The sequence below is a fragment of the Actinomadura sp. 9N407 genome, assembly GCF_044326315.1.
Lineage (GTDB): Bacteria > Actinomycetota > Actinomycetes > Streptosporangiales > Streptosporangiaceae > Spirillospora.
In genome coordinates, this window is the sequence record NZ_JBIRAW010000029.1 from 50,635 (window position 1) to 73,151 (window position 22,517).

The window sequence follows — 22,517 nt, forward strand, 5'->3', positions numbered from 1 at the left end:
CCGGTCAGAACAGGACGTGTTCCTCGGCCAGCCCGTAGTGGACCACCTGGCCGTCGGCGAGCAGTTCCAGATCGCTCGGCCGCCAGGTGTGCCGCTGCGGGTCGGCGTGCCGGATGGTGATGAACGAGTAGCGGTCGGCCGCGTACACCAGCACCCCGTCGGCGCGCAGCCGCCGGAAGAGGTCGGTGTCCTCGCCCTTGCCCACCTCCGCGAACCGGTAGTCGCGGAGCAGGTCGCCCTCGGCCAGCAGCGCCCCGCCGCGCAGGACGTTCACGTAGCGGTGCTCCAGGCCGGGATGGCGCAGCACCATCGCGTCGATCGACGCCAGGTGCGTGTAGTGCGCCAGCTTCCCGACCACTGAGGCATCGGTGTAGGAGAAGGCGGGCAGCAGGTCGGAGACGTAATGCGGGCCGTACAGCTCGTCGTCGTCCATCTTGCCGATGTAAGCGCCGTCGGCCGCCTCGACGCCCAGGTTGAGGCAGGCTCCGAGCGGCAGCGAACGGTCGGCGTCGAGCACGATGACGTCGTCGACTCCGGCGTCGCGCGCCTGCTTCTCCACGAGCGTGGGGTCGAGGGCGAGTCCGTGCAGGACCAGGACCAGCTGCAACGGGCGCCACACCTGCCGGGCCACGCGTTCGATCGCCGGTGTGATCTGCTCGGCCCGGCACGTCGGCAGCACCAGCGACACCAGTGGCGGCGAGTCGTCCGGAGGTGTCCCGAGCAGCGTTTCGAGAACGGTGCCTACGCGATGCCGGTACGTGTGCTCGGCATGGACCTGCCGCAAGGCGAGATGCGCCTGCCGGTCACGCATCTCCGGGCCAGATAGCAAAGCCCTGAGCAGACGCGACGCGTCCTTGGCGTCGTCCACCGCTTCCGGGTGAACGGTAGGTATCCCTGCTGCGGCGGCCTCGTGGGTAAGGCGCGGGTGAGGCGCCAGGAGCACCTGGTAGTGCTTGCGTGCCGTCAGGGCCTTCTCGTACGGAAGTTCTGGGACGACCCGTTGCCGATAGAGAGCGGGAAAGCCCGTTCCGTAGAAATGGGCGCCGAGTCTGGGGGCGGGCCCGAGCAACGTTTCCGCACCGGTGTCGTAGTCGCCTTCGTACAGGAGGGGATAGCGGCCTCGGTCAGGGCCGCGCATCGGGTTATGCAGGCGAGGCTGTGCGGCGAACGGCAATTCGTGGACTCGGTCGTGCCCGAGGGCTTCGCTGTACGCGCGCACGCACGAGGCGTCGGTTGTGAAGACGTGGTCGAAGTGCCGGGCGTGGTCCTGCGTGCCCGCGCCGGTGTCCCAGTACGCGGTCGGCACGTCGTGCTCGCGGCACCACTCGGCCATCTCCGCCAACGGCCATTCGTCCTCAGTGGAGGACTCGACGAGGAGCAGAGCGGGCCGTTCCGCCTCGAAGGCCTCGCGCCAGTCCCCGTCCGGGCCGAACGCGTCGAGCTGGCGCCACTCGTACCGCAGCACCGCCGCGATGACCGGGCTCGCCACGACGGCCGCGGCGATGCCGGGACGGCCGATCGGTCCGTCCGGGAAGTCGAGCGCCGGTAGGTCGCCGAGCGGCTCGGTGTCGGCCACCCGGACCTCCGGATGCCGGGGCAGGCGCGGGCTCTCCGGTGGTGCGGGCGGGGCAGGCCGGACGCGCAGCGCCGCACGCAGTTTCCCGTACGAGGCGGGCGCCAGCGGATGCTTGCGCAGCGCCGTCACGGCGCCGCCGAGGCGCCACCAGCGCCGCCGCCGCATCGCCTCCGCCTGCCACTCGGCGCGCCCGGCACGGTGCTCCTGGACGGCCCGTTCGCGGTCGGTGTCGCCGATCCGGCGCGCCGCGTCCGACAGCGCCCGCCGGAGATGCGCGATCTGCCGCTCGCGCTCGTCCCGCTCGCGCCGCGCCTCGGCGAGCGCGATGGCGGTCGCGTCGGCGGAGGCATCGGGAACGGGGTCGGGAACGGTCACAGGGCACCCCCGGCGCCAGGGTCAGCGTCACGGCGACGCTCCAGCGGGGTCCACGCTAGACCGGCCGGGGTCGCCGTTCCGGCACCCTCCACGAGCCGCCATCCAGTGTTCACCCGGACAGCGTTCATCCGGACAGTGGCCGTTCATCCGGGCGTCGGCTGTTCATCCGGATATCAAGTGTCCACCCGGGCGTCGGGTCCATCCGGGTGAAGAAGTCCGGCCGGATGGCGGGTCGTGGGTCAGGAAGGCTCGGGTCCCGCGGCGCGGGTCAGAACGTGTAGGGCAGGCGCTTGATCCCGTTGATGAAGTTGGACTCCAGCCGGTCGGGCTCACCGTTCGAGCGGATGTCGGGGAGCCGGCGCAGCAGCGCCCGGAACATCGTGGTGACCTCGCGGCGGGCCAGGTGGGCGCCCAGGCAGAAGTGCGGGCCGGGGCCGCCGAAGCCGACGTGCGGGTTGGGGTCCCGCATGATGTCGAACTTCTCGGGGTCGGTGAAGACGGCCTCGTCGCGGTTGGCGGACCAGTAGTACAGGAGGAGCTTGTCGCCCTCCTTGATCTCGTGGTCGTTCAGCGTGGTGTCGCGGGTGGCGGTACGGCGCATCCAGATGACCGGCGACACGTACCGGACGATCTCCTCGACCGTGCCGGGCATCCGCGCCTCGAAGTCCGCCACCAGCAGCGCCCGCTGCTCGGGGTTGCGGGTCAGCAGGTCGAGCCCGTGCGCGATCGCGTTGCGGGTGGTCTCGTTGCCGGCCACGACCAGCAGGATGAAGAACGAGCCGAGCTCCTGGTCGGTCAGCGACTCGCCCTCGATGTTGGCGTTCACCAGCGCGGAGGTGAGGTCGCCGGTCGGTTCGGCGCGGCGCTTGCGGCCCAGCTCCTCGACCAGGTCCTTGAGCGTCTGGCCGGCGGTGAGCAGGCCCAGCGCGAGCGCCTCCGGGTTGCTGTCGGGCACGAACTCGGGGTCGTTGCCCGCCAGGATCACGTTGGTGGCGTCCAGGACGGTGGGGTAGTGCTCCTCCCCGATCCCCATCAGATCGCAGATGATCTTCAACGGCAGCCGGGCCGCCACGTCCGCGACGAAGTCGCCGGTGCCGCCGCCCGCCGCGACGGTCTCGACGATCTGCTCGGCCACCTCGTCCACCTGGTCCTCGAACCGCTGGATCATGCGGGGCGAGAAGGCGCGCGAGACGATCCGCCGGATCTTGGCGTGCCGCGGGTCGTCCATGCTGATCATCGAACCGAAGAACTCGTGCATGTCGCCGGGCATGTCCGGGATGCTGATCGCGCCCTTGCCCGAGCAGAAGTCCTGCGGCCGGCGGGAGGCCTCCACGACGTCGGCGTGCCGGGTCAGCGCGTAGTAGCCGGGGCCCTGCGGGACGATGACGATGTCGGGTTCCTCGAACAGCACCAGACCCGGCTCCCAGCGCAGGGCCTTGAACGCCTCGTGCCGGAACTCGATCGGCCGCCGCCAGAAACCCCAGTCCGTCAGGTTGATGTCCTCGACCTTGAGCATCCTGCCTCACCCGCCTGCCAGCTAGAATGGGATTCGGTTTTACACGTACCCTGCCAGAGTCAAGCGGCGAGGGGCAGGCATGGCCGGATCGTGTGACGCACCTCACTTATCCGCCCATCTTGCCCCACTGAGCCCCCGGCGGTCACTCGGTCAGCCAGGCCATGATCCGGGTGTTGACGTCCGCGGGACGCTCCAGCTGAAGGAAGTGACCCGCGTCCGGGACGACCTCCGCGCGCGAGCCGGGCGGGAGCTGTGCGAGAACGGCGGCGTTGTCGCCGCCCGGCAGTACGGCGTCCGCGCCCAGGCAGCCGTCATCGGCGCCGTGCAGGTACAGGACGGGCCGTTCCCCCTGCCCCGCCGCCGCCTCCTGCTCGGCGGCGTACCGGTCGATGTGCCGGGACCCGTCGAGCATGGCCCGGTAGTAGCCGATCGCCGCCGCCGTGTTCTCCGGGGTGGCCAGGCAGTCCATCACGTGGCCGACGTCCTCGGCGCGCGCGTCCGCCGCGTACCCGGGCGACCAGTCGCGCCACAGCCCGTCCACGAAGGAGCGGTCCAGCGCCATCTCCGCCAGCGGCGTCTGGAACAGGAAGATGTAGAACGACCGCTTGAGCTGCTCGTAGGTGAAGAACGAGCTCAGCATCGCGTTCATCGGCGGCACCGCGAGCGTGACGGCCCTGCGCCACAGCGCGGGCGCGAAGGCCGCCGCGCCGTACGTCGCGAACGCGCCCCAGTCATGGCCGATGATCACGGCGTCCGAGTCCGCGCCGAGTGCCTTGTGCAGGGCGACCGCGTCCGCTGCCAGGGCCCCGGTCTGGTACGCGCCGTCCGCCGGAATCCCGGTCGGCGCGTACCCGCGGGTGAACGGCGCCACCGCGCGGTACCCGGCCCCTGCGAGTTCGGGCAGCAGGTACCGCCAGGTGTGCGCCGAGTCAGGGAAACCGTGCAGGCACAGCGCGAGCGGCCCGTCCTCCGGCCCTGCCGCGAGGTACGCGAACTCCAGCCCGTTCGCCTCGACCGTCCCCCGCGCGATGCCCCGCTCGTGCCCCTGCCCGTTCCCCTGCTCTTTTCCCTGCCCGTTCCCCTGCCCGTTCCCTCGGTTCTCGCCCACGCGTCGCTCCTCGCTCGCCCTCGCCCGAAAACCGCCATTATCCCCACGCGGACGTCTCGTTGCCTGTGCGGGCGGGGTGGCCGGCTGGCACACGGCGAGGGCCCCGCACCGGATGGTGCGGGGCCCTCGCGTTCGGCTTGCCTGCTGCTCGGCTTTACGAGGCCCAGGTCGGGCGCAGCGGCATGTGCGACCGGCCGTTCTCGTCCAGCTTCACTCCGAGCGTCTGGTGGAGCTGGATCCAGTTGAGGTCGAAGCCCAGCCGGCAGCCGGCCATGTAGACCCGCCACACCCGGCTGGTGCCCTCGCCCACCTCGGCGACGGCCTCGTCCCAGTGCTCCTCCAGGTTGCGGCCCCAGGCCTCGAGCGTCCGCGCGTAGTGCTCGCGCAGATTCTCCTGGTGCCGGATCTCGAACCCGGCGTCGTTCATCTGGGACTGGATGTAGCCCGGCCCCTCCAGCTCCCCGTCGGGGAACACGTACCGGTTGATGAACCCGCCCGGCCGCATCGCCGGAGCGAGGTTGTCGGGCCGGGTGATGGTGTGGTTGAGCAGCCGCCCGCCCGGCTTCAGCTTCCCGTGCAGGAAGGAGAAGTACGCGGGGAGGTTGGCCTTGCCGATGTGCTCGGTGAGCCCGATGGAGCTCACCGCGTCGAAGCCCGACTCCGTCACGTCCCGGTAGTCCAGATGCCGTACCTCGGCCAGCGCCGACAGCCCCCTGTCGGCGATGGCCTTCTGCGCCCACTCGGCCTGCTGCTTGGAGAGGGTGACGCCCAGCGCCTTCACCCCGTACTCCTTGGCGGCGTGCATCACCATGCCGCCCCAGCCGCAGCCCACGTCCAGCAGCCGCATGCCCGGCCTGAGGTCCAGCTTCCTGGCCACCAGGTCGTGCTTGAAGTCCTGTGCCTCCTCGAGCGTCGACCCTTCCTCGGGGTAGCACGCGCACGTGTACGCCATGGACGGGCCCAGTACCCACTCGTAAAAGGTGTTGGAGACGTCGTAGTGATGCGAGATCGCCTTGGCGTCCCGCTGCTTGGAGTGCCGCAGCCACGCCGGAACGCGGCTGAAGGGAGCCTCCTGCGGCGGCGGGTCGAGCCGCCGGCTGACGGCCGCGCGCAGCAGCGGATCCCGTACGACGTGCGCCAGCATCCGCATCTTGTCGCCCGGAGTCACGTCGTCGAACATCTGCTGCATCGTGGATAGCGCGGTGTAGATGTCACCGTCGACGTCGAGATGCCCACTGACGTACGCGCGTGCCAGCCCCAACGAGCCCGGTGAGTGCACCAGGTTGGACACCGCGTAGGGCGACCGCACGTCGACCCTGATGCCGGCGCCCGGAACCCCCGCCCGTGACCCGTCGTACGCCGCGAACTCCACTGGCGCCTCAGGTCCGACGAGTTCCTCGAAGACCCTGGCCAGCGTCATGATGATTCCTCCTGTCTTTCCGCCCCCCGCGACAGGGGGCATGGCGTCACCACGCAGCCCTCGACGGGACCGCGCGGTGGCGCGCCCCCGCCGAGGGCTCCCCCGAGCCGCGGACGCTCAGCGCCCGCGCACGCACTTGTCGTAGAGGTCCAGCAGCCTCTCGCCGGGGTCGTACGACTCCTTGAGCCGCCGGTAGGTCTCCCCGTCGTAGTACCGCCAGAACTCGTCACGGCTGTAAAAAGCAGTCGAATAGAGAGACTTGTGCCCGTCAAGGGCCGCGACCCTACGTTCTATGAGCCGGTTGTGATATTCGGGGATCTGACCCGGTGGCAGCCGGACCGTTCCCCAGAAACCGGCGTTCACGTAGGTGCGGCCCGGCTCGAGCGGGTACAGCGGCCAGCGCTCGCGCGCGCGCAGCGGGCACAGCCAGATGGGGCTCATCCCCACTTTCTCGTGGAAGAACTCCAGGAATTCCGGCAGTCGCTCCACCGGAACCTCGATGTCCTGGATGACGTCTTCCCTGGGGCGCTGCCCGCGCCACCGGTCGACCCTCGCCACGAACTGGTAGCGCCGGTCGTACGCGACGAGCTTGCGGTAGACGTCCGACCGCTTGGCCTTGTCCGGCCAAAGTCGCCGTACGACCGGATTCTGGACGCCGAACGCGCCCGAGCACCAGAACCAGTCGGTGTCCCAGCGCCAGATGTAGTCGCGCACCGTGAGGAAGTCGGTCGACCGCCGCTGGATCGAGCGGTAGTAGATCTCCTGCCCGGTGTAGTCCGAGGTGTACGGCGCCTCGTCGTCGAACACACCGAGCGTGATGTACTGCTCGCGCGGGCCGAACACGGTGCCGTCCATGAAGTCGACGGGCGCGCCCTCGTACTCCCCCGACTCGGTGATCCGGGCCATCGTCTCGGTCAGCGTCCCGGCGTCGTCGAACCGCAGGTGCCGCAGCCGCACGTACGGCTTCACCGGTACCAGCTCGATCTTCAGCCGCACCGCGTATCCGAGCGTCCCGTAGGAGTTGGGGAACCCGTAGAACAGGTCCCGGTGCTCGTTGTCGCGGCTCGCGGTGACGATCTCGCCGTCCCCGGTGAGCACGTCCATCTCCAGGACCGCCTCGTGCGGCAGCCCGAATCTGAACGACGTGGACTCGATGCCCAGTCCCGTGACCGCGCCGCCGAGCGTGATCGTCTTCAGCTGCGGCACCACCGTCGGCATCAGCCCGTGCGGCAGCGTGGCGTCGACCAGGTCCTCGTAGGTGATCATGCCCTGGACCTCGGCGGTACGGGCCTCGGCGTCCACGTGCAGCACGCGGTCGAAGCCGGTCACGTCCAGCCCGGGCGCGTCCGAAGGGTCCCGCCAGCGGAACAGGTTCGAGGTCCGCTTGGCCAGCCGTACCGGTGCCCCCTGGGGGATCGCCTCGTACGACCTCCGCAGTGCCCGAACGGCCCGCTCATGATCATCCTTGACCAGAAGCTCCGTCATCTCACCCCTCCCGCGCCCAAGTAAATCGGGGATCGCATGCATGGTCCACATAATTCGGGCGAGAGGGTGATCACAAGGACGTAAGGGAATAAACCTATCCAATCTGCTCGGCCTCACCCGCCCACCCGCGCCCCCTAACAGCTTCCCGCGAACCACCCGCGCGACACCTGCCGCGAGGCACCGGCCGTGCCACACCTGCCGTGCTACACCTGCCGCGAGGCACCGGCCGTGCCACACCGGCCCCATCCCGGGGTCACTTCACCAGGCGCAGGATCCACGGGTAGCGGAACGGCCCGCCGGTGAGCCCGACGACCGCCGCGACCGCCGCCACGGCCCAGCTGACCGCGTACACGATGCCCCCGAGGCCGAACGTCACGATGGTCACCAGCAGCAGCGTCAACTGGAAGTTCAGGGCCTCGGCCGCGTGCCGCCGCACGTACTCCGAGCGCTTCCCGCTCAGCAGCATCATCACCAGCGGCCCGACGAACAGCGTCGGGACGCCCAGCGCATGGGAGAGCGCGGCCAGCATCCGGTCCTCACCGGTGGGGTTCGCGGCCGTGGCACCCGGCAGCGCCGCGACGGGCGCGAGATCCCGCAGCACCGCCGCGACGTCCCCGCGCGTCTTCGCCGTCATGGCCAGATGCATCCGCATCCCGAACTCCGAGTGCTCCAGGCGCCCCTCGGCGTACGCCTCCTGAAGCCGTTCGATGACGGGCTCGCGTTCCGCGTCCGAGACCCTCAGGTCCGCTGCCGCATATCCACTGTTCATGCCTCGATACTCCCCCCGCGCGCGGGCGGTCGCCATCAGGGAAACCCCCCAACGGGCCCTGAGATCCGTCCCCCTCTCAGGGACGACCGGCGGCACCCTCGTGTTCCACGCCGGACTCACCGTTCACCTCAGAGCCGCCGCCGGTGCGGTCCCCCCGGCCGCTCATCCCGTTTCTCTCGCTTCTCTTACTCCTCGGGCTCCTCGGGCTCCTCGGGCTTATCGGGCTTATCGGGCTTCTCTGGTTTCTCTTGGTTCTGCTGGGGTCCCGGATTCTCTTGCTTCTGCAGGGGTTCCGGCTCGCGCTCGATGTACTTCTTGCCCGGCGTGAGCGGCTTCCCGTAAAGCTCGGAGACCGTCACGAACACGTAGCCCTTCTCCGCCAGCCGCTTGATGATCAGCGGCACCGCGTCGACGGTGGTGGAGTGGATGTCGTGCATCAGCACGATATGGCCCTGCCGCGTACCGCCGACGACCTTGCGCTCGACCCGCCCGCTGTCGCGGAACCGCCAGTCGAGGGGATCCAGCGTCCACAGCACCTGGGCCAACTCCAGCCGCCTGGTGACCGCGGCGACCTGCTTGTCGGTCGATCCGTACGGCGGGCGCATCAGCACCGGCGTCACGCCGGCCGCACGGCGGATCGCCCGCTGCGTCCGTTCGAGCTCGGACGTCACCTTCGCGGTGGACGACCGGCCCAGATCGGCGTGCGAGTAACTGTGATTGGCCAGCTCGTGCCCCTCGGCCGCCTCCCGGCGTACGAGCTCCGGATACTGCTCGACGTTGCGGCCGACCAGGAAGAACGTCGCCTTCACCTGGTGGGCCGCCAGCATGTCGAGCAGCCTGGCGGTGCTGCCCATCGGCCCGTCGTCGAAGGTCAGCGCGACGCACTTCACCTTGCGGCAGTCCGGCGGCGGCTTGGGCGTCGGCTCGGGTTCAGGCGTGGACGTGGGCTTGACCTCCGCGCCCGGCCCCGGCTTGCCCGCGGCCACGGTGTTCGCCGCGTGCCGTTCGGCCGTACGCGCCGCCATGGTGCTCGTCGCGGGCGTCAGCGTGCTCAGCCAGCCGCAGACGACCGCACCCGCCGCCATCGCCGCCCACCGCCGCGCCACGCGCGCCCCGCGCCCCGTCATGCAGCTCCCTCGGCCTCGCGCACTGGCACATGTCCGATCTCTGGCTCATGTCCGTCTGTGGCACATGTCCGTGTCTGGTCTCATGTCCGATCTCTGGCACATGTTCGATCACTGGCACATGCTCGATCGAGCCGCAAGTTTAGGGGTCACGTCGCCCGGCGGCTCGGTGAATTGCCGCGATATCGGGAACCCCGCTCCGCCGAACACTCGTTATCGTCATACGCGCCCAGTGTCTCCGGAGTCGTTCCGGAGCGGCACCAAACGACGGGACAGGCCCGATGAGGTTCCGGGACCGATTCGGACTCCGCAAGAACCGCGGTACCAGCGTGACCAGGTTCGACCGTGAGGCCACCGACGACGACATCAAGGCGCTGATCGCCTTCGCGCGCAGCCGGCAGGGTGTGGAGTTCTACGTCGAGCCCGAGACCTTCGCCACCGACACCACCGCCGTCGCCGTCGCCCACGACGGCGAATGGACCCGCCGCCGCGTCGGCGCCCCCAAGGTCATCGGAAAGGTGGCCCACGACCTCGGCATGCCCGTCTACGACGTGCAGATCGTCGGCTACCCGCCCCGGATGCGTGCCTGGAACGAGCGCAACCGCGACCGCCGCATCGACCCCGGCTCCCCCGGCGAGGCCGTCCGCTCCTGACCAGGCCACAACCGGCCACCCGCACCACCTGCCCCGCCGCCGCCCGCCACTCCAGGTGATCTCGGCGCCGGACGAGCCGCACCCCTTGACCTCAAGCAAACCTGAGGTCTTAGCGTTCCCCTTGATCGACGATGAAGGGAACGGCAATGAAGGCAGCGACGATGAAGGCAGCGGCATTCACCACCCCGGGCGGGCCCGACGTTCTGCGGCTGTTGGAGGTCCCCGCACCGCAGGCGGGTCCCGGCGAGGTCCGGGTCCGGATCAAGGCCGCCGGCGTGCAGCCCTATGACCTGGCGATCCGGGAGGGCTGGTCGCCCCCCGGCACCCCCGAAGGCTTCCCGCGCATCCCCGGGAACGACTTCGCGGGCGTGGTGGACCAGGTCGGCGACGGCGTCGAGCATGTCGAGGCGGGAACGGAGGTGCTCGCCTACACGCGCCTCACCGCGTACGCCGAGTACGCCGTCGTCCCCGCCGACCAGGTCACGGCCAAGCCCGCGAGCATGCCGTGGGAGGTCGCGGGCGGTTTCCCGGCCGCGGTCATGACACCGCACATCGCCCTGGAAGAGATGGCCGTGCGCCCGGGCGACACCGTCCTGATCCACGCCGCAGCCGGAGGCGTCGGCACCGTCGCCGTCCAGCTCGCCCGCATCGCCGGAGCGACCGTGATCGGCACGGCGAGCGAGGGCAACCACGACTACCTCCGCTCGATCGGCGCGATTCCGGTCACCTACGGCGAAGGCCTGGAAGACCGCGTACGCGCCGCCGCTCCCGACGGCGTCGACGCCGCTCTCGACGGCGCGGGCGGCGACGCCCTCGCCGTGTCCCTCAACCTGGTCAAGGACCGCGATCGCATCATCACGCTCGTCGAGCACGAACGTGCGGCCGAACTCGGAGTCCGCACCACGCCGTTCAAGCGATCGGCCGCACGGCTCGCCGAAGCGGCCCGGTTCTACGACGAGGGCCGGCTGCACATCCACGTACGAAAGGCGTTCCCCCTCTCTCACGCCGCCGACGCCCACCGCGAGGTCGCGACAGGCCACGGCCGCGGCAAAGTGGTCTTGCTCATGGACTGACCCCTCCTCATGGACTGACCCTGCCCACCCGCCACCGGCCCTCTGGACGGCCCGCAGCACCGAAACAGCACGAGGGACATGCAGCTTCCGCCCCGGCCGCCCCGGCCGGCCCGGTGCCTGCGGGCGGCCGGCCGGGATCGGCCCGCAACTGGCCGTCGTGTTGCCAGGCAAAGCGATTGCCCTTCGGCCACCAACGCGTCCGGTGGTTCAAGGACAGCTTGGGCTTTCCAGCTGACTGCGGACACCTGGCTCAGAAGTCCCTCGGCACACGAAAAGCGGATGACGAAGCAACATGCCGCTTCGGCGTCAGGGTCATCGCGTTGCATGACCGGCTGTACGCGCGGGTCGTTCGATGGCGGCTCCCGTTGGCGTGTGTAGATGCGGCACAGGTGTTGGCCTTGGGCTAGGCGTCTGTGTCGGCCTTTGCGTCTTGTCCGGTGCGGGAGTCGGGGCAGGGGTCTGCGTCGTGTTCTGCGTAGGCGGTGGTGAGGTCTTCTGGGGTCATGCGCAGGCCTGGCTCGGTCGGTGGGATGCCTGCGGCTATGACGGCGCGGAGGAGGTCGGCCATCGAGTAGTCGGGAGACGCTCGTTCCAGGGCGACGTTGGCCAGGCCGCCGTCGCCTGCGGCATACGCGGCGCGGGCCAGCAGGCAGGCGGGGGCGCAACTGTACGGCTCTTCGACGTGGCGGAGGATCGTGCGCCAGAAGTCGATGTCGGCGGACGGGTCGTCCAGATCAAGGCGTACGAAGGCCTCGTCGCGGACCCGCAGGTTGGTCAGCAGGAGGCCGAGCCAGGCGATCTGGTCGTGGTCGGGGCGGGCGCCGGGACGGCGGAGGAGGAGCAGGAGTCCTTCCGCCTCGGTTCGCAGGCGGGCTTCGAGGCGGGGGCGGGTCACCTCGAGGAGGGTCAGGCTCCTGAAGCGCTGCTCGGCGTCCCTGGTGGCCCGGCGCATGGCGGTACGGGTGGCGCCGGCGAGCGGGGCGACCGAGTCGGCAAGCTCGGAGCGGTCGGCCAGCGCGACCTGGCCGGCCAGGGTGGCCTGGGCCGCGACGACGCTGGTGGAGATGTCGTACGGCTTGCCGCCGGGCGGGCAGCACTCGGGTTCGGCACAGGTCAGGGACCACCAGCGGCCGTCGGCCACGCGGGCGGCGTCGACGATGCCGAGGCCGGTCGTGAGCGTCGCGTCGCGGATGGCGGCGACGGTACGGTCCACCCGGATCGGAGGACCGTAGCCGAGGAGGAGTGCCTGGGGGAACTCGCCGTTGACGAGCATGCCGACGAGGTTCTCGGCCGTCTGCCCGAAGCGGCCCGGATCGTCCGGCGGCGGTAAGTCCGCGCGCACGGCGCACGTGTTGTGCGGGCCGCCGAAGCCGATGACCACGATGCTGTCGGTGGGGTGGAAGCCGAGCAGGTACGGAACGGCGGCGATGGCATCGGGGATGGACCGGATCACCAGAGGCGTCCGGCCGGTGGTTTCCGTCATGCCATCGACTGTCGCGGCCGGCGGCATCCTCTCGAAAGGGGGCACTCGAACTGTGGATAAGTCGTCCGCTGAAGAAAAGGCGGGCGGGATATCGCGCTATTTCTGGAATGTATCGATGTTCTCGATCTGCCAGCGGTCGTTCCGGTACACGGCTCCCACGGAGAACATCGCGGCCGAGTAGGCCGTCTGGTCCTTGTCGGTACGGGTGCTGCGCTGGTCGGCGAACACCACGAGCCTCGCGCGGTCGCCGGTCAGCATCCGTACCCCGCTGTCGGTGACCGTGGTGGTGAGGATCAGCTTCTGCTCGGGCGCCTGCTTGCGGATCAGGGCGATCATCTCGTTGTACTGCTGGACCGCCTTGCCCGTCAGCAGGGTCTGCGCGGCACGTTCGGTCTTGCCGACGTCGGTGTAGTTGTACGAGAAGACCGTGTTGACGATGTCGTTGACCTCGCCTTTGAGCCCGCTCGTACGGGCGTTGTCGGTCAGCGCCGTGTTCTCGGCCGTCGTACCGCTGTTGAGCGCGTGCGCCTGGCGGGCCGACCAGGCGGCCAGGCATCCCAGCAGGATGGTGAGCACGGCAAGGGCGATCGGTAGCCGGGGGTGTCCCCAGACATTGCTGAGCGTTTTCACTGCGCGTCCCTTCACCCCGTCGCTCCGACAGGAGCCTGCGCCAGTGCGCTGAGCTTCCACCCCGTGGCGGTACGGGTCAGCTGCCCGACCAGGCGGGTCTTCTTGATGGCCGGGTCCCCCTTGGGCGGGGTCACGGTGATCTGCAGGGCGACGATGACGCTCGCCTTGCCCGCGTGCTGGTCGAGCTCGGTCACGGCCGCGTCCAAAACCTTGGCGGAGGTGATGGTCTTGGCCTTCTGCACGGCCTGCTCGAACTGCGGCCGCCCCTGAACGATCTGCTGGTACAGCTCACTGGTGGAGGAGTCCTGCCACAACTTCAGGCCGGGGGCGAGCGAGCGGTAGTCGAGGGTGTTGAGGTTCTGTACGGCCTGCTCCCCCGCACGCAACGCCTCATCACGCTCACTGGAGAAACTCAACGAGTCGTCGTGCGCCGCCCCGTACCAGGACCACCCGAACCACGCCGCGCACACGGCGGCGACGATGGTCAGAGCCATCGCGACGGTACGTTTCCGATTCGCCGGCTTCTTGGCCGCGCCGTCCTGCGATGCCTCTGTGTTTGTGCCGTCTCCCTTGTCCGCTCCCTCAGTCACAGGATCGTCGGCCTCGGGCTCGTCGACTTCCGCTTCCGCTTCCGCTTCTGCGGATTCTTCGGCGGCGTCTGCTTCGCCGGCGTCTTCCTGGTCCTCTGGGACGCCAGGTTCAGTGGCCTCGTCATCGGGCTCGGGCTCCGGAACCACGGGGGGCTCGGAGTCCTTGGTGCTGGTCTTGCTCACCTGGTTCACCTCATGTCGTACGACGTCGTCAGCTCGAGCGGATCTCGGTGATGCGCCAGTGGCCGTCGTGGAGGCGGGCGGTCACCGCGAGCTGGGCGGCGGCGGTGCCGCCGGCCGGTTTGCCGTTGCGGGTGCTCACCTGGTCGAGGAAGACCAAGAGGTGGGCGGTGTCGCCGGACATCCGGCTGACCCCGGCCCGGACGACCCGGGTGGTCAGGGTGAGGCGATGGGCCGGCGCCTGCTGCTTCACCTGGGCGAACAGGGCACGGTAATCGTCGGCGGCCTTGCCTTCCAGCAGCTCGGCGGCGGCCTTCTCGGTGGCGGCGACATCGCCGTGCTCGTAGGAGAAGATCTTGACCAGGGCGTTGCTGACATCGCCGACGGCCTTCGCGGTGGCGGGCGCGTCGACCAGGGCGCGGTTGGCGGACGGGGACGCGTCGCGCTGCCGTTCGGTGAAGGCGAGGATGCCCGCCGCGATGAGGCCCACGGCGAGGGCGATCGCAAGGATGCGCCAGGGGCGGATCATCTTCCCGGAGGTCGGCGGGGACTCTGTCTCGCCCGCCTCCGTCCTGCCGGCCTTGGGCTTGCCGGCCGCTGTCTTGCCGGCCGCTGTCTTGCTTTCCTTGGGCTCGCTGGCCTCGGTCTCGTCCGCGTCGGTGACCGCGTCGGTCGCAGTGGCCGCGTCGGCTTGACTGGCCGCGTCGGTTTCGGTGCTCATGGGTCCCTCCTCATCTGGCGTTGACGGGGAGCGCGGTCAGGGACTTGAGCTTCCAGCCGGCGGCCGTACGGGCCAGGGCGGCGTCGTAGCGCTTGCGCTGTACGGTCGGCGCCGCGCCGGGGCGGGTGACCTCGATCTTGACGGTGGCGATCACCCGGGCGGAGCCGGAACGCTGGTCGAGCGCCGTCAGGGCCGCGTCGGTGACCGATCCCGCGGCTCCGGCGCCGGCCTTCTGGATCTTCTGCTTACTGTCGTTCCGGGTACGTTTCAGCTGGTCGTGCAGGGGTCCGGTGGAGGAGTCCAGCCAGCGTTGCAGCCCCTGGTCGACATGCTTGGCGTCCATCGAGTTGAGGGCGGCGAGCTGGTTCCTGGCCGCGGTGACGGCCTGGTCGCGGTCGCGGGCCATGTCCTGCGTCTCGCCCTGGCGCATGTCCCAGAACGTCCAGCACGACCAGGCCAGGAAGACCATCGAGGCGGTCAGCAGAACCCAGGAGACGCCCATCCTCCCCTTGGGCGGGATCATCGTTGCGGGCCGTTTCATCGGTCTCCCCTCAGCCCGAGCAGGTCGGCCATGTCGGGCTCGCGGGCGTCCACGCCGGGCAGGCCGAGCGCGCCCGGGAGGGCGGCGTCGCGTGCGGCGATCCCCACCGATCCGGGACGGGCGGGCTCGGGTACGCCGCCGCGGGGGGCGTTGGCCGAACCGCGGACGTTGACCCCGCTCGAGGCGGGCATCGCGCAGCGTGCGCCGGTGTTGAGCGGTGGCCCGGCCGAGAGGTTCGTGCCGTTCCGGTACGTGGTGCCGCCGTAGCCCTTGGTGCAGGGCAGCGGGTTGAAGAACGTGGTCGCCATCCCGAACCGCAGGGTGCCGTCATCCTGGACGACGGTGGAGCCGGCGGCGACGACTCCGGGGAGCCGGACCATCAGTTCCTCCAGGCCGTCCACCCGGGTGACGCCGATGTCGGCCACGGTGAGCAGGTTGGCGATCAGGACGCTCAGGCTCGGGTCGAGGTCGCGCAGCAGGCCGGTCAGCTCGATGGACGCCTGGGGCGATACGGCGATGAGCTTGCGCAGGTCGGAGTCGGAGGTACGGAGCTGCTCGGCGAGCAGCCGGGCGTTGCCGGCGAAGCCCTTGAGGGCGGCGGCCTCCTCGTTCTGGGTACGCATCGCGATCTCGCCGTCGCGGATGAGCGTGGTGGTGGGGCCGATGTTGGCGTCGGCGGCGCGGATGAACTCGTTCTGCGCGGCCATCAGGGCCTCCAGGTTGGGGCCCTGGCCGTTGAACGCCTGGTAGAACTCGTCCACGACGGTCCGCAGCGCGTCCAGCGGGACCGAGCCGGTGAAGTCGTTGGCGGCCTTGAGCAGGTCGGTGACCGGGGCCGGGGTGGTTCCGGCCGAGCGCGGGATGACGGCCCCCTCGCGCAGGTACGGTCCCGCGTTGTGGGACGGGCGCAGGTCCACGTACTGCTCGCCGACGGCCGACAGGTTGGCGACGACGGCGCGCAGGTCGGCCGGGATCTTGGGCGCGGAGTCGTCGATCTGCAGGTCGGCGACCACACCGTCGTCGGTGAGATGCAGGTCGCCGACCCGGCCGACCGAGACGCCCCGGTAGGTGATGTTCGAGCCGGGGAACAGGCCGCCGGTCTCGGCCATCTCCAGCTTGGCCACGTAGTAGCCGGGCATCCCGACCAGCCGGCCGAGGTCGGCGTAGCGGGCACCGATGAAGGCGATGATCGACACGGAGATGACGATGAAGGCCAGCGTCTTGATCCTGGTCGCGGCGGTCTGCATCAGCCGCCACCTCCCGGCAGCTCGGGGAAGATCCCGCCGCCGCCGCCCGAGGAGGGCGGGGCGCTCGGGGTCGTCGTCGGGGAGGCCGAGGGCGTGCCCGGGGCGATCGGCGGCTGGACGACCGAGGGCGTGTCGACCGGGGGCAGCGGGAGCGTCGGCGTACCGCGCACCTCGGGCTTCTTCCTGGTGCCCGCGGTCGGGCTCCCGGTCGGATCCGGGGTGATCGTCGGGATGATCTGGGTGCCGGGGACCGCGGTCACCGCCAGGTACACGTTGAGGTAGTCGCCCTTGATCGCGTTCATCACCTCGTCGGTGAACGGGTAGGTGAACAGCACCTCCAGCGACTTGGGCAGGTCCTCCCCCGCGTCGGAGAGCTTGCGCAGGGTCGGGGCGAGGGCGCGCAGGTCGGCGACCATGTCGTCCTTGGAGGCGTTGATGGTCCGTACCGCGATGTCCGACAGGTCCTCGAACTGCCGCAGCATGGTGATGAGGGCGCCGCGCTGCTCCTCCAGGACCTTGAGGCCCGGGCTGAGGTCGTCCAGGACGACGCCGAGCTTCTCCTTGTGGGTGGAGAGGGTGGCCGACAGCCGGTTGAGCCCGTCCAGCGCGGCGACGATGTCGCCCTTGTTGGAGTCGAGGCTGGAGGTCAGCTCGTTGAGCTGTTTCAGGACCGACTTGATCTCGGGTTCGTTGCCGGTGAGGGCGTTGTTGATCTCGCGGGAGATGGTGCGCAGCTGAGGAAGGCCGCCCCCGTTCAGGAGCAGGGACAGAGCCCCGAAGACCTCCTCCACCTCGACGTTGCGGTTGGTACGCGCCGTGGGGATGGTCGCGCCGTCGGCCAGGGATCCGGACGCGCCGGTGGTGGGCGCGGCCAGCTGGATGTACTTCTCGCCCAGCAGGCTGGACTGTTCCAGGCGCGCGGTCGCGTTGGCGGGCAGTTTCACCTTGCCGTTGATGACGAGGGAGACGCGCGCCGTCCAGCCGTTGAGGGGCAGCGACACCTTGGAGACCCGGCCGACCGCGACGTCGTTCACCTTCACGGCGGCCTGCGGTACGAGGTCGAGCACGTTGGCGAACTCGGCGGTGACGGTGTACGGATCGTCCCCGAGGTCGGCGCCCCCCGGGAGGGGCAGGTCCTGTACGCCGGTGAACCCGCCACCGCAGCCGCTCAGCAGCACGGCACCCGCGAAGGCCAACGCGGCCACGCGTGTCCTCATCGGCCACCTCCCTGCTTACGGTCGCCCTGTTCAGCGCCGCCCTGTTTGGGGTCGCCCGGTGAGCCGTACGTGTCGCCCACGGCGGGCAGCGGCATCGGCGGCAGGATCCCGGTGGCCGACTCCGGAACGGGGGTCATGTTCCCGGTCCGCTGCTTGTCGCAGAGGGCCTTGGTGATGGTGTTGGAGGCGGCGGACGAGGCGCACAGCGCGCTGCCGGTGCCCTGCCCGAGCGCCGCCAGCGCGGAGCCGGCCGCGCCGCCTGTGGAGGTGCCGCTGATCGGGCCCATGCTGATCTCGTTGAGGTTGCCGCGGCCCATCAGCGTGCGGGTGGCCGGATCGTAGGAGTTGAGCAGGTTCGTGGCGTTCAGCGGCAGGATGTCGAACGCCTCCGCGAGCGAGTGCCGCTGGTCGACCAGGATCTGCGTGAGGGAGGCGAGCTTGTCGACGTCGGTCTTCAGCAGCGCCCGGTTGTCGCGGATGAAGTCGCGGACCTGGCCGAGCGAGATCGCCAGCTCGCGCAGCGCGGCGCCCAGCTCGTCGCGGTCGGCGGCCAGGAACCCGGTCACCTCGGCCAGCTGCCGTTCGGCCTGCCGGACCTGCAGGTCGTTGTCCTTGATCATGGTGGTGAACTTCTGCAGGTTGGCGAGGGTGGCGAACAGGTCGTCGCTGTTGCCGGCCAGCGTCCGGCTGGCCTGCCCCATCTGCGCGATCGTGTCGTTGAGCGCCTTGCCGTTGCCGGCCATGTTGTCCGCCCCGACCTGCAGGGCCCGCGACAGGGCGCCCTTGGAGTTGGCGCCCTTCGGGCCGAGGTCGCCGGAGATCCGTTTCAGGCTGTCGTAGAGCTGGTCCAGCTCGACGGGGGTCGCGGTACGGGTGACCGGGATGACGGCACCGGTCGCGATCCGCATACCGCCGGTGTACGCGGGGGTCAGCTGGATGTAGCGGTCGGCGACGACGCTCGGGGCGACGACGACGGCCTTGGCATCGGCGGGGACGGGGACGCCGTCGTCCAGGGTCAGCCGGGTCCGCACCTGCGTGCCGACCGGGGTGACCTCGTCGATGGTGCCGACCTTGACGCCGAGGATCCGCACGTCCGATCCCGGGTACACACCGACGGCCGCGCCGAAGTACGCGGTGATGCGCCGTCCCGCCGGGCCCCCGGCGACCGCCGACAGCGCCACGGCCATCAGCACCACGGCCAGGCCGAGCGCGATCACCGTACGGCGGCGCTCCTGCCAGGCGCGCCGGCTCCAGGACGCGTCGATCAGCGCCGCGTCCAGCGTCATCCGGTTGCTCTTCAGCCGGCCGAGTCGCAGCCCGCCCACCTTCATTCCGCCCACCTTCATCGGGCGCCTCCCGTGCTGGTGGGGCCCTGCTTGGGCGGCATGCAGCCGGTCGAGGGCTTGGTGTCCGGCGCGAGGTAGTCCCTCGGGACGACGCCGCACAGGTAGCCGTCCATCCAGCGGCCGTTGCCGAGCGCGTTGCCGAGCAGCCGGTTGTACGGTCCCGCGACCGCGAGCGCGCGGTTCAGGTTGTCCTGGTTGCGCTGGAGCACATCGGTGATCCGGTCGAGGGCCTGGAGCGTGGGCCGCAGTTGCGCCTGGTTGTCGTTGACGAGGCCGGACAGCTCGCGGGCGAGTGCCTGCGATCCGACCAGCAGCCCGTGGATGGCCTCGCGCCGCTTGCGCAACTCGGCCAGCAGCAGGTTGCCGTCCTTCAGCAGCGCCTCGAACTCCGCGCTCTGCTCGGCCAGCACGCCGGTGACCTGCTTGCTGTTGGCCAGCAGCCGGGCCAGCTGGGCGTCCCTGGTGGAGATCGTCTTGGACAGCGCCGACAGCCCGTCCAGCGCCTTGCGGACGCTCGGCGGCGTGTTGGAGAACGTGTCGGCGATCGTCTCCAGGCTCTGCGCGACCTTGACGGTGTCGAGCTGGTCGATGGTGCCCGACAGGTCCTGGAACGCCTGGGTGACGTCGTACGGCGACACCGTCCGGCTGAGCGGGATCCGGCGGCCGGGATCCTGCTCGGACGGGCCGAGCGGGTCGACGGCCAGGTACTTCGCGCCGAGCAGCGTCTTGATCATGATTCCGGCGGTGCTGGCGTTGCCGATCCAGGTGTCCTTGACCCGGAACGACACCTTGACCTTGGGCCCGTCCAGCTCGACCCGGGTGACCTCGCCGACCTTGACGCCGGCGACCCGTACCTCGTCGTCGGGCTTGAGCCCGGCCGCCTCCTTGAAGTCGGCGGTGTAGGTCGTACCGCCGCCGATCAGCGGCAGGTCGTCGGCGCGGTAGGCCAGCAGGCCCAGCACCAGGATGACCGCCAGCCCGATGATCGCCACGCCGACCGGGCTGCGCTCCCTGATCGGCTTGCGCAGCCGGGCGGCGCGCGGCCGCTTCAGCGGCGGCAGTGCCGTCCCGCCCGGCCGGGGCCCGGTGCCGGGTCCGGGCGGCATCGGCGGGCCGTGGGTGCCGCTCATCCCTGGACCTCACATCTCGGCTCGTCTTCGTCGTCGATGCCGACGCCGGTGGGCGGGTCGCGGCCGTCGGTGTACGTGGCGCCGGTGACCGTGGCCTGGCACATGTAGAAGTTGAACCAGGAGCCGTACGAGCCGAGCCGGGCGATCTTGGCGCTCTTGCCCGGGACCGTCCGCAGGAACTGCTCCACGGTCGGGCTCTCGTCGGCGAGGTTGTCCGACAGCCGGCCGAGCTGGGCGATGCTGTCCTTCAGCGGCGCCCGGCCGACCTTGAGCAGGTCGGCGGTGCTGTTGGTCAGCTCCGACATCGCGCCGATGGCCTCGCCCAGCGGCTTGCGGTCGGCGGCCAAGCCGGAGGTCAGCTGCCGCAGCGTCACGATCAGGTCGGCGAGCTGCCCGCCGCGCGAGTTGATCGTCTCCAGCACGGCGTTGAGGTTGTCGATGACCTGGCCGATCACCCGGTCCTTGCCCGCCAGCGTGCTGGTGAGCGAGCCGACCGTGCGCAGCAGCGAGTCCATCGTCGGCCCCTCGCCCTGCAGCACCTGGATGATCTCGCCCGCGAGCTGGTTGACGTCGGTGGGCGACAGGGCCTGGAACAGCGGCTGGAAGCCGTTGAACAGCTGCGTCAGGTTGAGCGCGGGCGTCGTGCGCTCCAGCGGGATCGTGCCGCCCCTGGCCAGCACCGCGCCCGGCGCGCCGGTGCCCCGGTCCAGGTGGATGTAGCGCTGCCCCACCAGGTTGAGGTACTTGATCGTGGCCGTGGTGGACGAGGGAAGCCGGCGGCCGCGCTGGACGCTGAACTCCACCTCGGCCTGCCGCCGGTTCGCCACGCTGATGTCGATGACCTGCCCGACCCGGACGCCCGCGATCCGGATGCTGTCGCCCTCGATGAGCCCGGTGACGTCGCTGAACCGCGCCTTGTAGCGGTCGGCGTTGCCGACGCCCGTGTTCGCGATGCTGATCGCCAGCACGGCGGTCGCGGTCACGGTCACGATGACGAACAGGGCCGACTTGATGAGGGGCCCGCCGAGACCCCTGACGTTCATCCTCACTTGACGTTCACCTGCGCCCCCCGGTAGATCGGGCCGACCAGGACGCTGCTCCAGTCGGGAAGGGACTGCGGGACCTCGCGCATGCCGGGTGCGAGCAGCTCGTTCACCAGCGCGTTCTCCTGCGGGGAGTTGGGCAGCCCGAGCCCGCCCGGCGCGACCGCGACCGGCGCGACCTGGCCGGGCGGCGCGACCTGCGCGGTGGTGCCGCCGGCCGGGTCGTACGGGAGCGGGTAGCAGCGCGGGCCGCCGCCCGCGGTGTAGCGCGGCGTGTCCCGGCCCGGGACGTACCGGCCCTTGGACGGGACGGACGTGATGTCGACCCGCAGCCCCGGCCTGTCGGTGCCCTTGCCGAGCGCCTTGTCCATCTTCGGCTTGAAGTCGTTCAGCATGGAGAACACGCAGGGGAACTCCGGCGAGTACCGCGCCAGGACCTCCAGCGACGGCCGGCTCGAGGACGCCAGCCGGATCATGTTGCCGGAGTTCTCCCGCAGGAACGTCGTCAGGTCCTGCGCGCCACCGGTGACGGTCGAGTACAGCTCGCTGAGGTCGCGGCGCTGGTCGACGACGGTACGGCTGGTGGCGCTGAAGTCGTACAGCGCGTCCAGGACGTCGGGGGCGGCGTCGCTGTAGTTGTGCGTGAACTCCACCAGCTCGTGGATGTTGCGGTTCAAGGCCGGCAGCTCCGGGTTGAACTTCTTCAGGTACGCGTCGAGCGTCACCAGCGTCTCGCCCAGCTCGTGCCCGCGCCCTTCGAGCGCCTGCGACATCGCGGTCAGCGTCGCCGACAGCTTGGCCGGCTGCACGGCGCTGAGCAGCGGCAGCATGTTGTTGAGGACCTCCTGCAGCTCGACGGCGCTGGCCGTGCGGTCCTCGGTGATGACGCTGCCCTCGGTGATCGGCCGCGCGGAGGTCCCCGGCGGGGCGACCAGCGCCACGAACCGCTGCCCGAACAGGGTCGTCGGGAGCATCTGCGCGTTCACGTTCGACGGGACGCGCCGTACCGTCTCCGGCTTGAGCGCCAGCGTCAGCCGGGCGCCCGCGCCGTCGGAGGTGATCTCGCGGACCTCGCCGACGACGACGCCGCGGACCTTCACGTCGGCGTGCCGGTGCATCTCGTTGCCGACCGATCCGGTCCGCAGCGTCACCATCGTCGCCTCGGTGAACTTCTTCTGGTAGACCGCGACGGCCAGCCACACCAGCAGCACGGGGACGAGCAGGAACACCACGCCCTGCAGCCGCCGCGACACCGTGACCAGCGCGCCTTCGCTTCTGCGTGTCATCTCC

Annotated in this window: 20 protein-coding genes; 2 read left to right on the forward strand and 18 right to left on the reverse strand. The window is 70.2% G+C overall.

Annotated features, from left to right (window positions below):
* Positions 1 to 4: 4 nt before the first annotated feature.
* From ACH34Q_RS34700 to ACH34Q_RS34730, 7 genes are all read right to left on the reverse strand, one after another.
* Positions 5 to 1,951 (reverse strand): glycosyltransferase, encoded by a 1,947-nt coding sequence (locus tag ACH34Q_RS34700; RefSeq protein WP_395987377.1) that lies wholly within the window; start codon positions 1,949 to 1,951, stop codon positions 5 to 7.
* Positions 1,952 to 2,219: 268 nt separating this feature from the next.
* Entirely contained in the window at positions 2,220 to 3,467 is a 1,248-nt protein-coding gene (locus ACH34Q_RS34705; protein WP_395987378.1) for a cytochrome P450, read from the reverse strand.
* Between the two features lie 142 nt (positions 3,468 to 3,609).
* The gene (locus ACH34Q_RS34710; protein ID WP_395987379.1) at positions 3,610 to 4,575 is read right to left on the reverse strand and encodes an alpha/beta fold hydrolase; all 966 of its coding nucleotides are present in this window, start codon (positions 4,573 to 4,575) and stop codon (positions 3,610 to 3,612) included.
* 154 nt (positions 4,576 to 4,729) lie between these two features.
* A complete protein-coding gene (locus ACH34Q_RS34715; protein ID WP_395987380.1) occupies positions 4,730 to 5,995 on the reverse strand; it encodes a class I SAM-dependent methyltransferase in 1,266 nt (421 codons plus the stop codon).
* Positions 5,996 to 6,112: 117 nt separating this feature from the next.
* Positions 6,113 to 7,480: an FAD-binding oxidoreductase gene (locus tag ACH34Q_RS34720; RefSeq protein ID WP_395987381.1), complete on the reverse strand. Its 1,368-nt coding sequence runs from the start codon at positions 7,478 to 7,480 to the stop codon at positions 6,113 to 6,115.
* A 253-nt stretch (positions 7,481 to 7,733) separates the two neighbouring features.
* The gene (locus ACH34Q_RS34725) at positions 7,734 to 8,249 is read right to left on the reverse strand and encodes a DUF1707 and DUF4870 domain-containing protein (protein WP_395987382.1); all 516 of its coding nucleotides are present in this window, start codon (positions 8,247 to 8,249) and stop codon (positions 7,734 to 7,736) included.
* A gap of 185 nt (positions 8,250 to 8,434) precedes the next feature.
* The gene (locus ACH34Q_RS34730; protein WP_395987383.1) at positions 8,435 to 9,376 is read right to left on the reverse strand and encodes a polysaccharide deacetylase family protein; all 942 of its coding nucleotides are present in this window, start codon (positions 9,374 to 9,376) and stop codon (positions 8,435 to 8,437) included.
* Positions 9,377 to 9,654: 278 nt separating this feature from the next.
* On the opposite strand from ACH34Q_RS34730, the gene ACH34Q_RS34735 reads away from it, so the two are divergent.
* Together ACH34Q_RS34735 and ACH34Q_RS34740 are read left to right on the forward strand one after the other, a co-directional pair.
* Complete coding sequence (locus tag ACH34Q_RS34735) at positions 9,655 to 10,026, forward strand: hypothetical protein (protein WP_395987384.1); 372 nt, start codon at positions 9,655 to 9,657, stop codon at positions 10,024 to 10,026.
* Positions 10,027 to 10,187: 161 nt separating this feature from the next.
* Positions 10,188 to 11,099, forward strand: coding sequence for an NADP-dependent oxidoreductase (locus tag ACH34Q_RS34740; RefSeq protein ID WP_395987385.1), 912 nt, complete (start codon positions 10,188 to 10,190; stop codon positions 11,097 to 11,099).
* 403 nt (positions 11,100 to 11,502) lie between these two features.
* Here ACH34Q_RS34740 and ACH34Q_RS34745 read toward each other — a convergent pair whose 3' ends face one another.
* The 11 genes from ACH34Q_RS34745 to ACH34Q_RS34795 all read right to left on the reverse strand — a co-directional run bounded on the left by ACH34Q_RS34745 (position 11,503) and on the right by ACH34Q_RS34795 (position 22,513).
* Positions 11,503 to 12,582: a DUF4192 domain-containing protein gene (locus ACH34Q_RS34745; protein WP_395987386.1), complete on the reverse strand. Its 1,080-nt coding sequence runs from the start codon at positions 12,580 to 12,582 to the stop codon at positions 11,503 to 11,505.
* Between the two features lie 96 nt (positions 12,583 to 12,678).
* Positions 12,679 to 13,212 (reverse strand): hypothetical protein, encoded by a 534-nt coding sequence (locus ACH34Q_RS34750; RefSeq protein WP_395987387.1) that lies wholly within the window; start codon positions 13,210 to 13,212, stop codon positions 12,679 to 12,681.
* A gap of 11 nt (positions 13,213 to 13,223) precedes the next feature.
* Complete coding sequence (locus ACH34Q_RS34755) at positions 13,224 to 13,985, reverse strand: hypothetical protein (RefSeq protein ID WP_395987388.1); 762 nt, start codon at positions 13,983 to 13,985, stop codon at positions 13,224 to 13,226.
* A 28-nt stretch (positions 13,986 to 14,013) separates the two neighbouring features.
* Positions 14,014 to 14,703, reverse strand: a complete 690-nt coding sequence (locus tag ACH34Q_RS34760; protein ID WP_395987389.1) for a hypothetical protein — start codon at positions 14,701 to 14,703, stop codon at positions 14,014 to 14,016.
* Between the two features lie 10 nt (positions 14,704 to 14,713).
* Complete coding sequence (locus tag ACH34Q_RS34765; protein WP_395987390.1) at positions 14,714 to 15,244, reverse strand: hypothetical protein; 531 nt, start codon at positions 15,242 to 15,244, stop codon at positions 14,714 to 14,716.
* Positions 15,241 to 16,491 (reverse strand): MCE family protein, encoded by a 1,251-nt coding sequence (locus ACH34Q_RS34770; protein WP_395987391.1) that lies wholly within the window; start codon positions 16,489 to 16,491, stop codon positions 15,241 to 15,243. The genes ACH34Q_RS34765 and ACH34Q_RS34770 overlap by 4 nt, the downstream gene beginning before the upstream one ends.
* On the reverse strand, positions 16,491 to 17,708 hold the full coding sequence (locus tag ACH34Q_RS34775; RefSeq protein WP_395987392.1) for an MCE family protein: 1,218 nt from the start codon (positions 17,706 to 17,708) through the stop codon (positions 16,491 to 16,493). The genes ACH34Q_RS34770 and ACH34Q_RS34775 overlap by 1 nt, the downstream gene beginning before the upstream one ends.
* Positions 17,705 to 19,054, reverse strand: coding sequence for an MCE family protein (locus ACH34Q_RS34780; protein ID WP_395987393.1), 1,350 nt, complete (start codon positions 19,052 to 19,054; stop codon positions 17,705 to 17,707). The genes ACH34Q_RS34775 and ACH34Q_RS34780 overlap by 4 nt, the downstream gene beginning before the upstream one ends.
* Positions 19,051 to 20,184, reverse strand: coding sequence for an MCE family protein (locus tag ACH34Q_RS34785; protein WP_395987394.1), 1,134 nt, complete (start codon positions 20,182 to 20,184; stop codon positions 19,051 to 19,053). Before ACH34Q_RS34785 ends, ACH34Q_RS34780 begins: the two co-directional genes overlap by 4 nt.
* Entirely contained in the window at positions 20,181 to 21,227 is a 1,047-nt protein-coding gene (locus ACH34Q_RS34790) for an MCE family protein (RefSeq protein ID WP_395987395.1), read from the reverse strand. Before ACH34Q_RS34790 ends, ACH34Q_RS34785 begins: the two co-directional genes overlap by 4 nt.
* Positions 21,228 to 21,229: 2 nt before the next feature.
* On the reverse strand, positions 21,230 to 22,513 hold the full coding sequence (locus ACH34Q_RS34795; protein WP_395987396.1) for an MCE family protein: 1,284 nt from the start codon (positions 22,511 to 22,513) through the stop codon (positions 21,230 to 21,232).
* Positions 22,514 to 22,517: the final 4 nt, after the last annotated feature.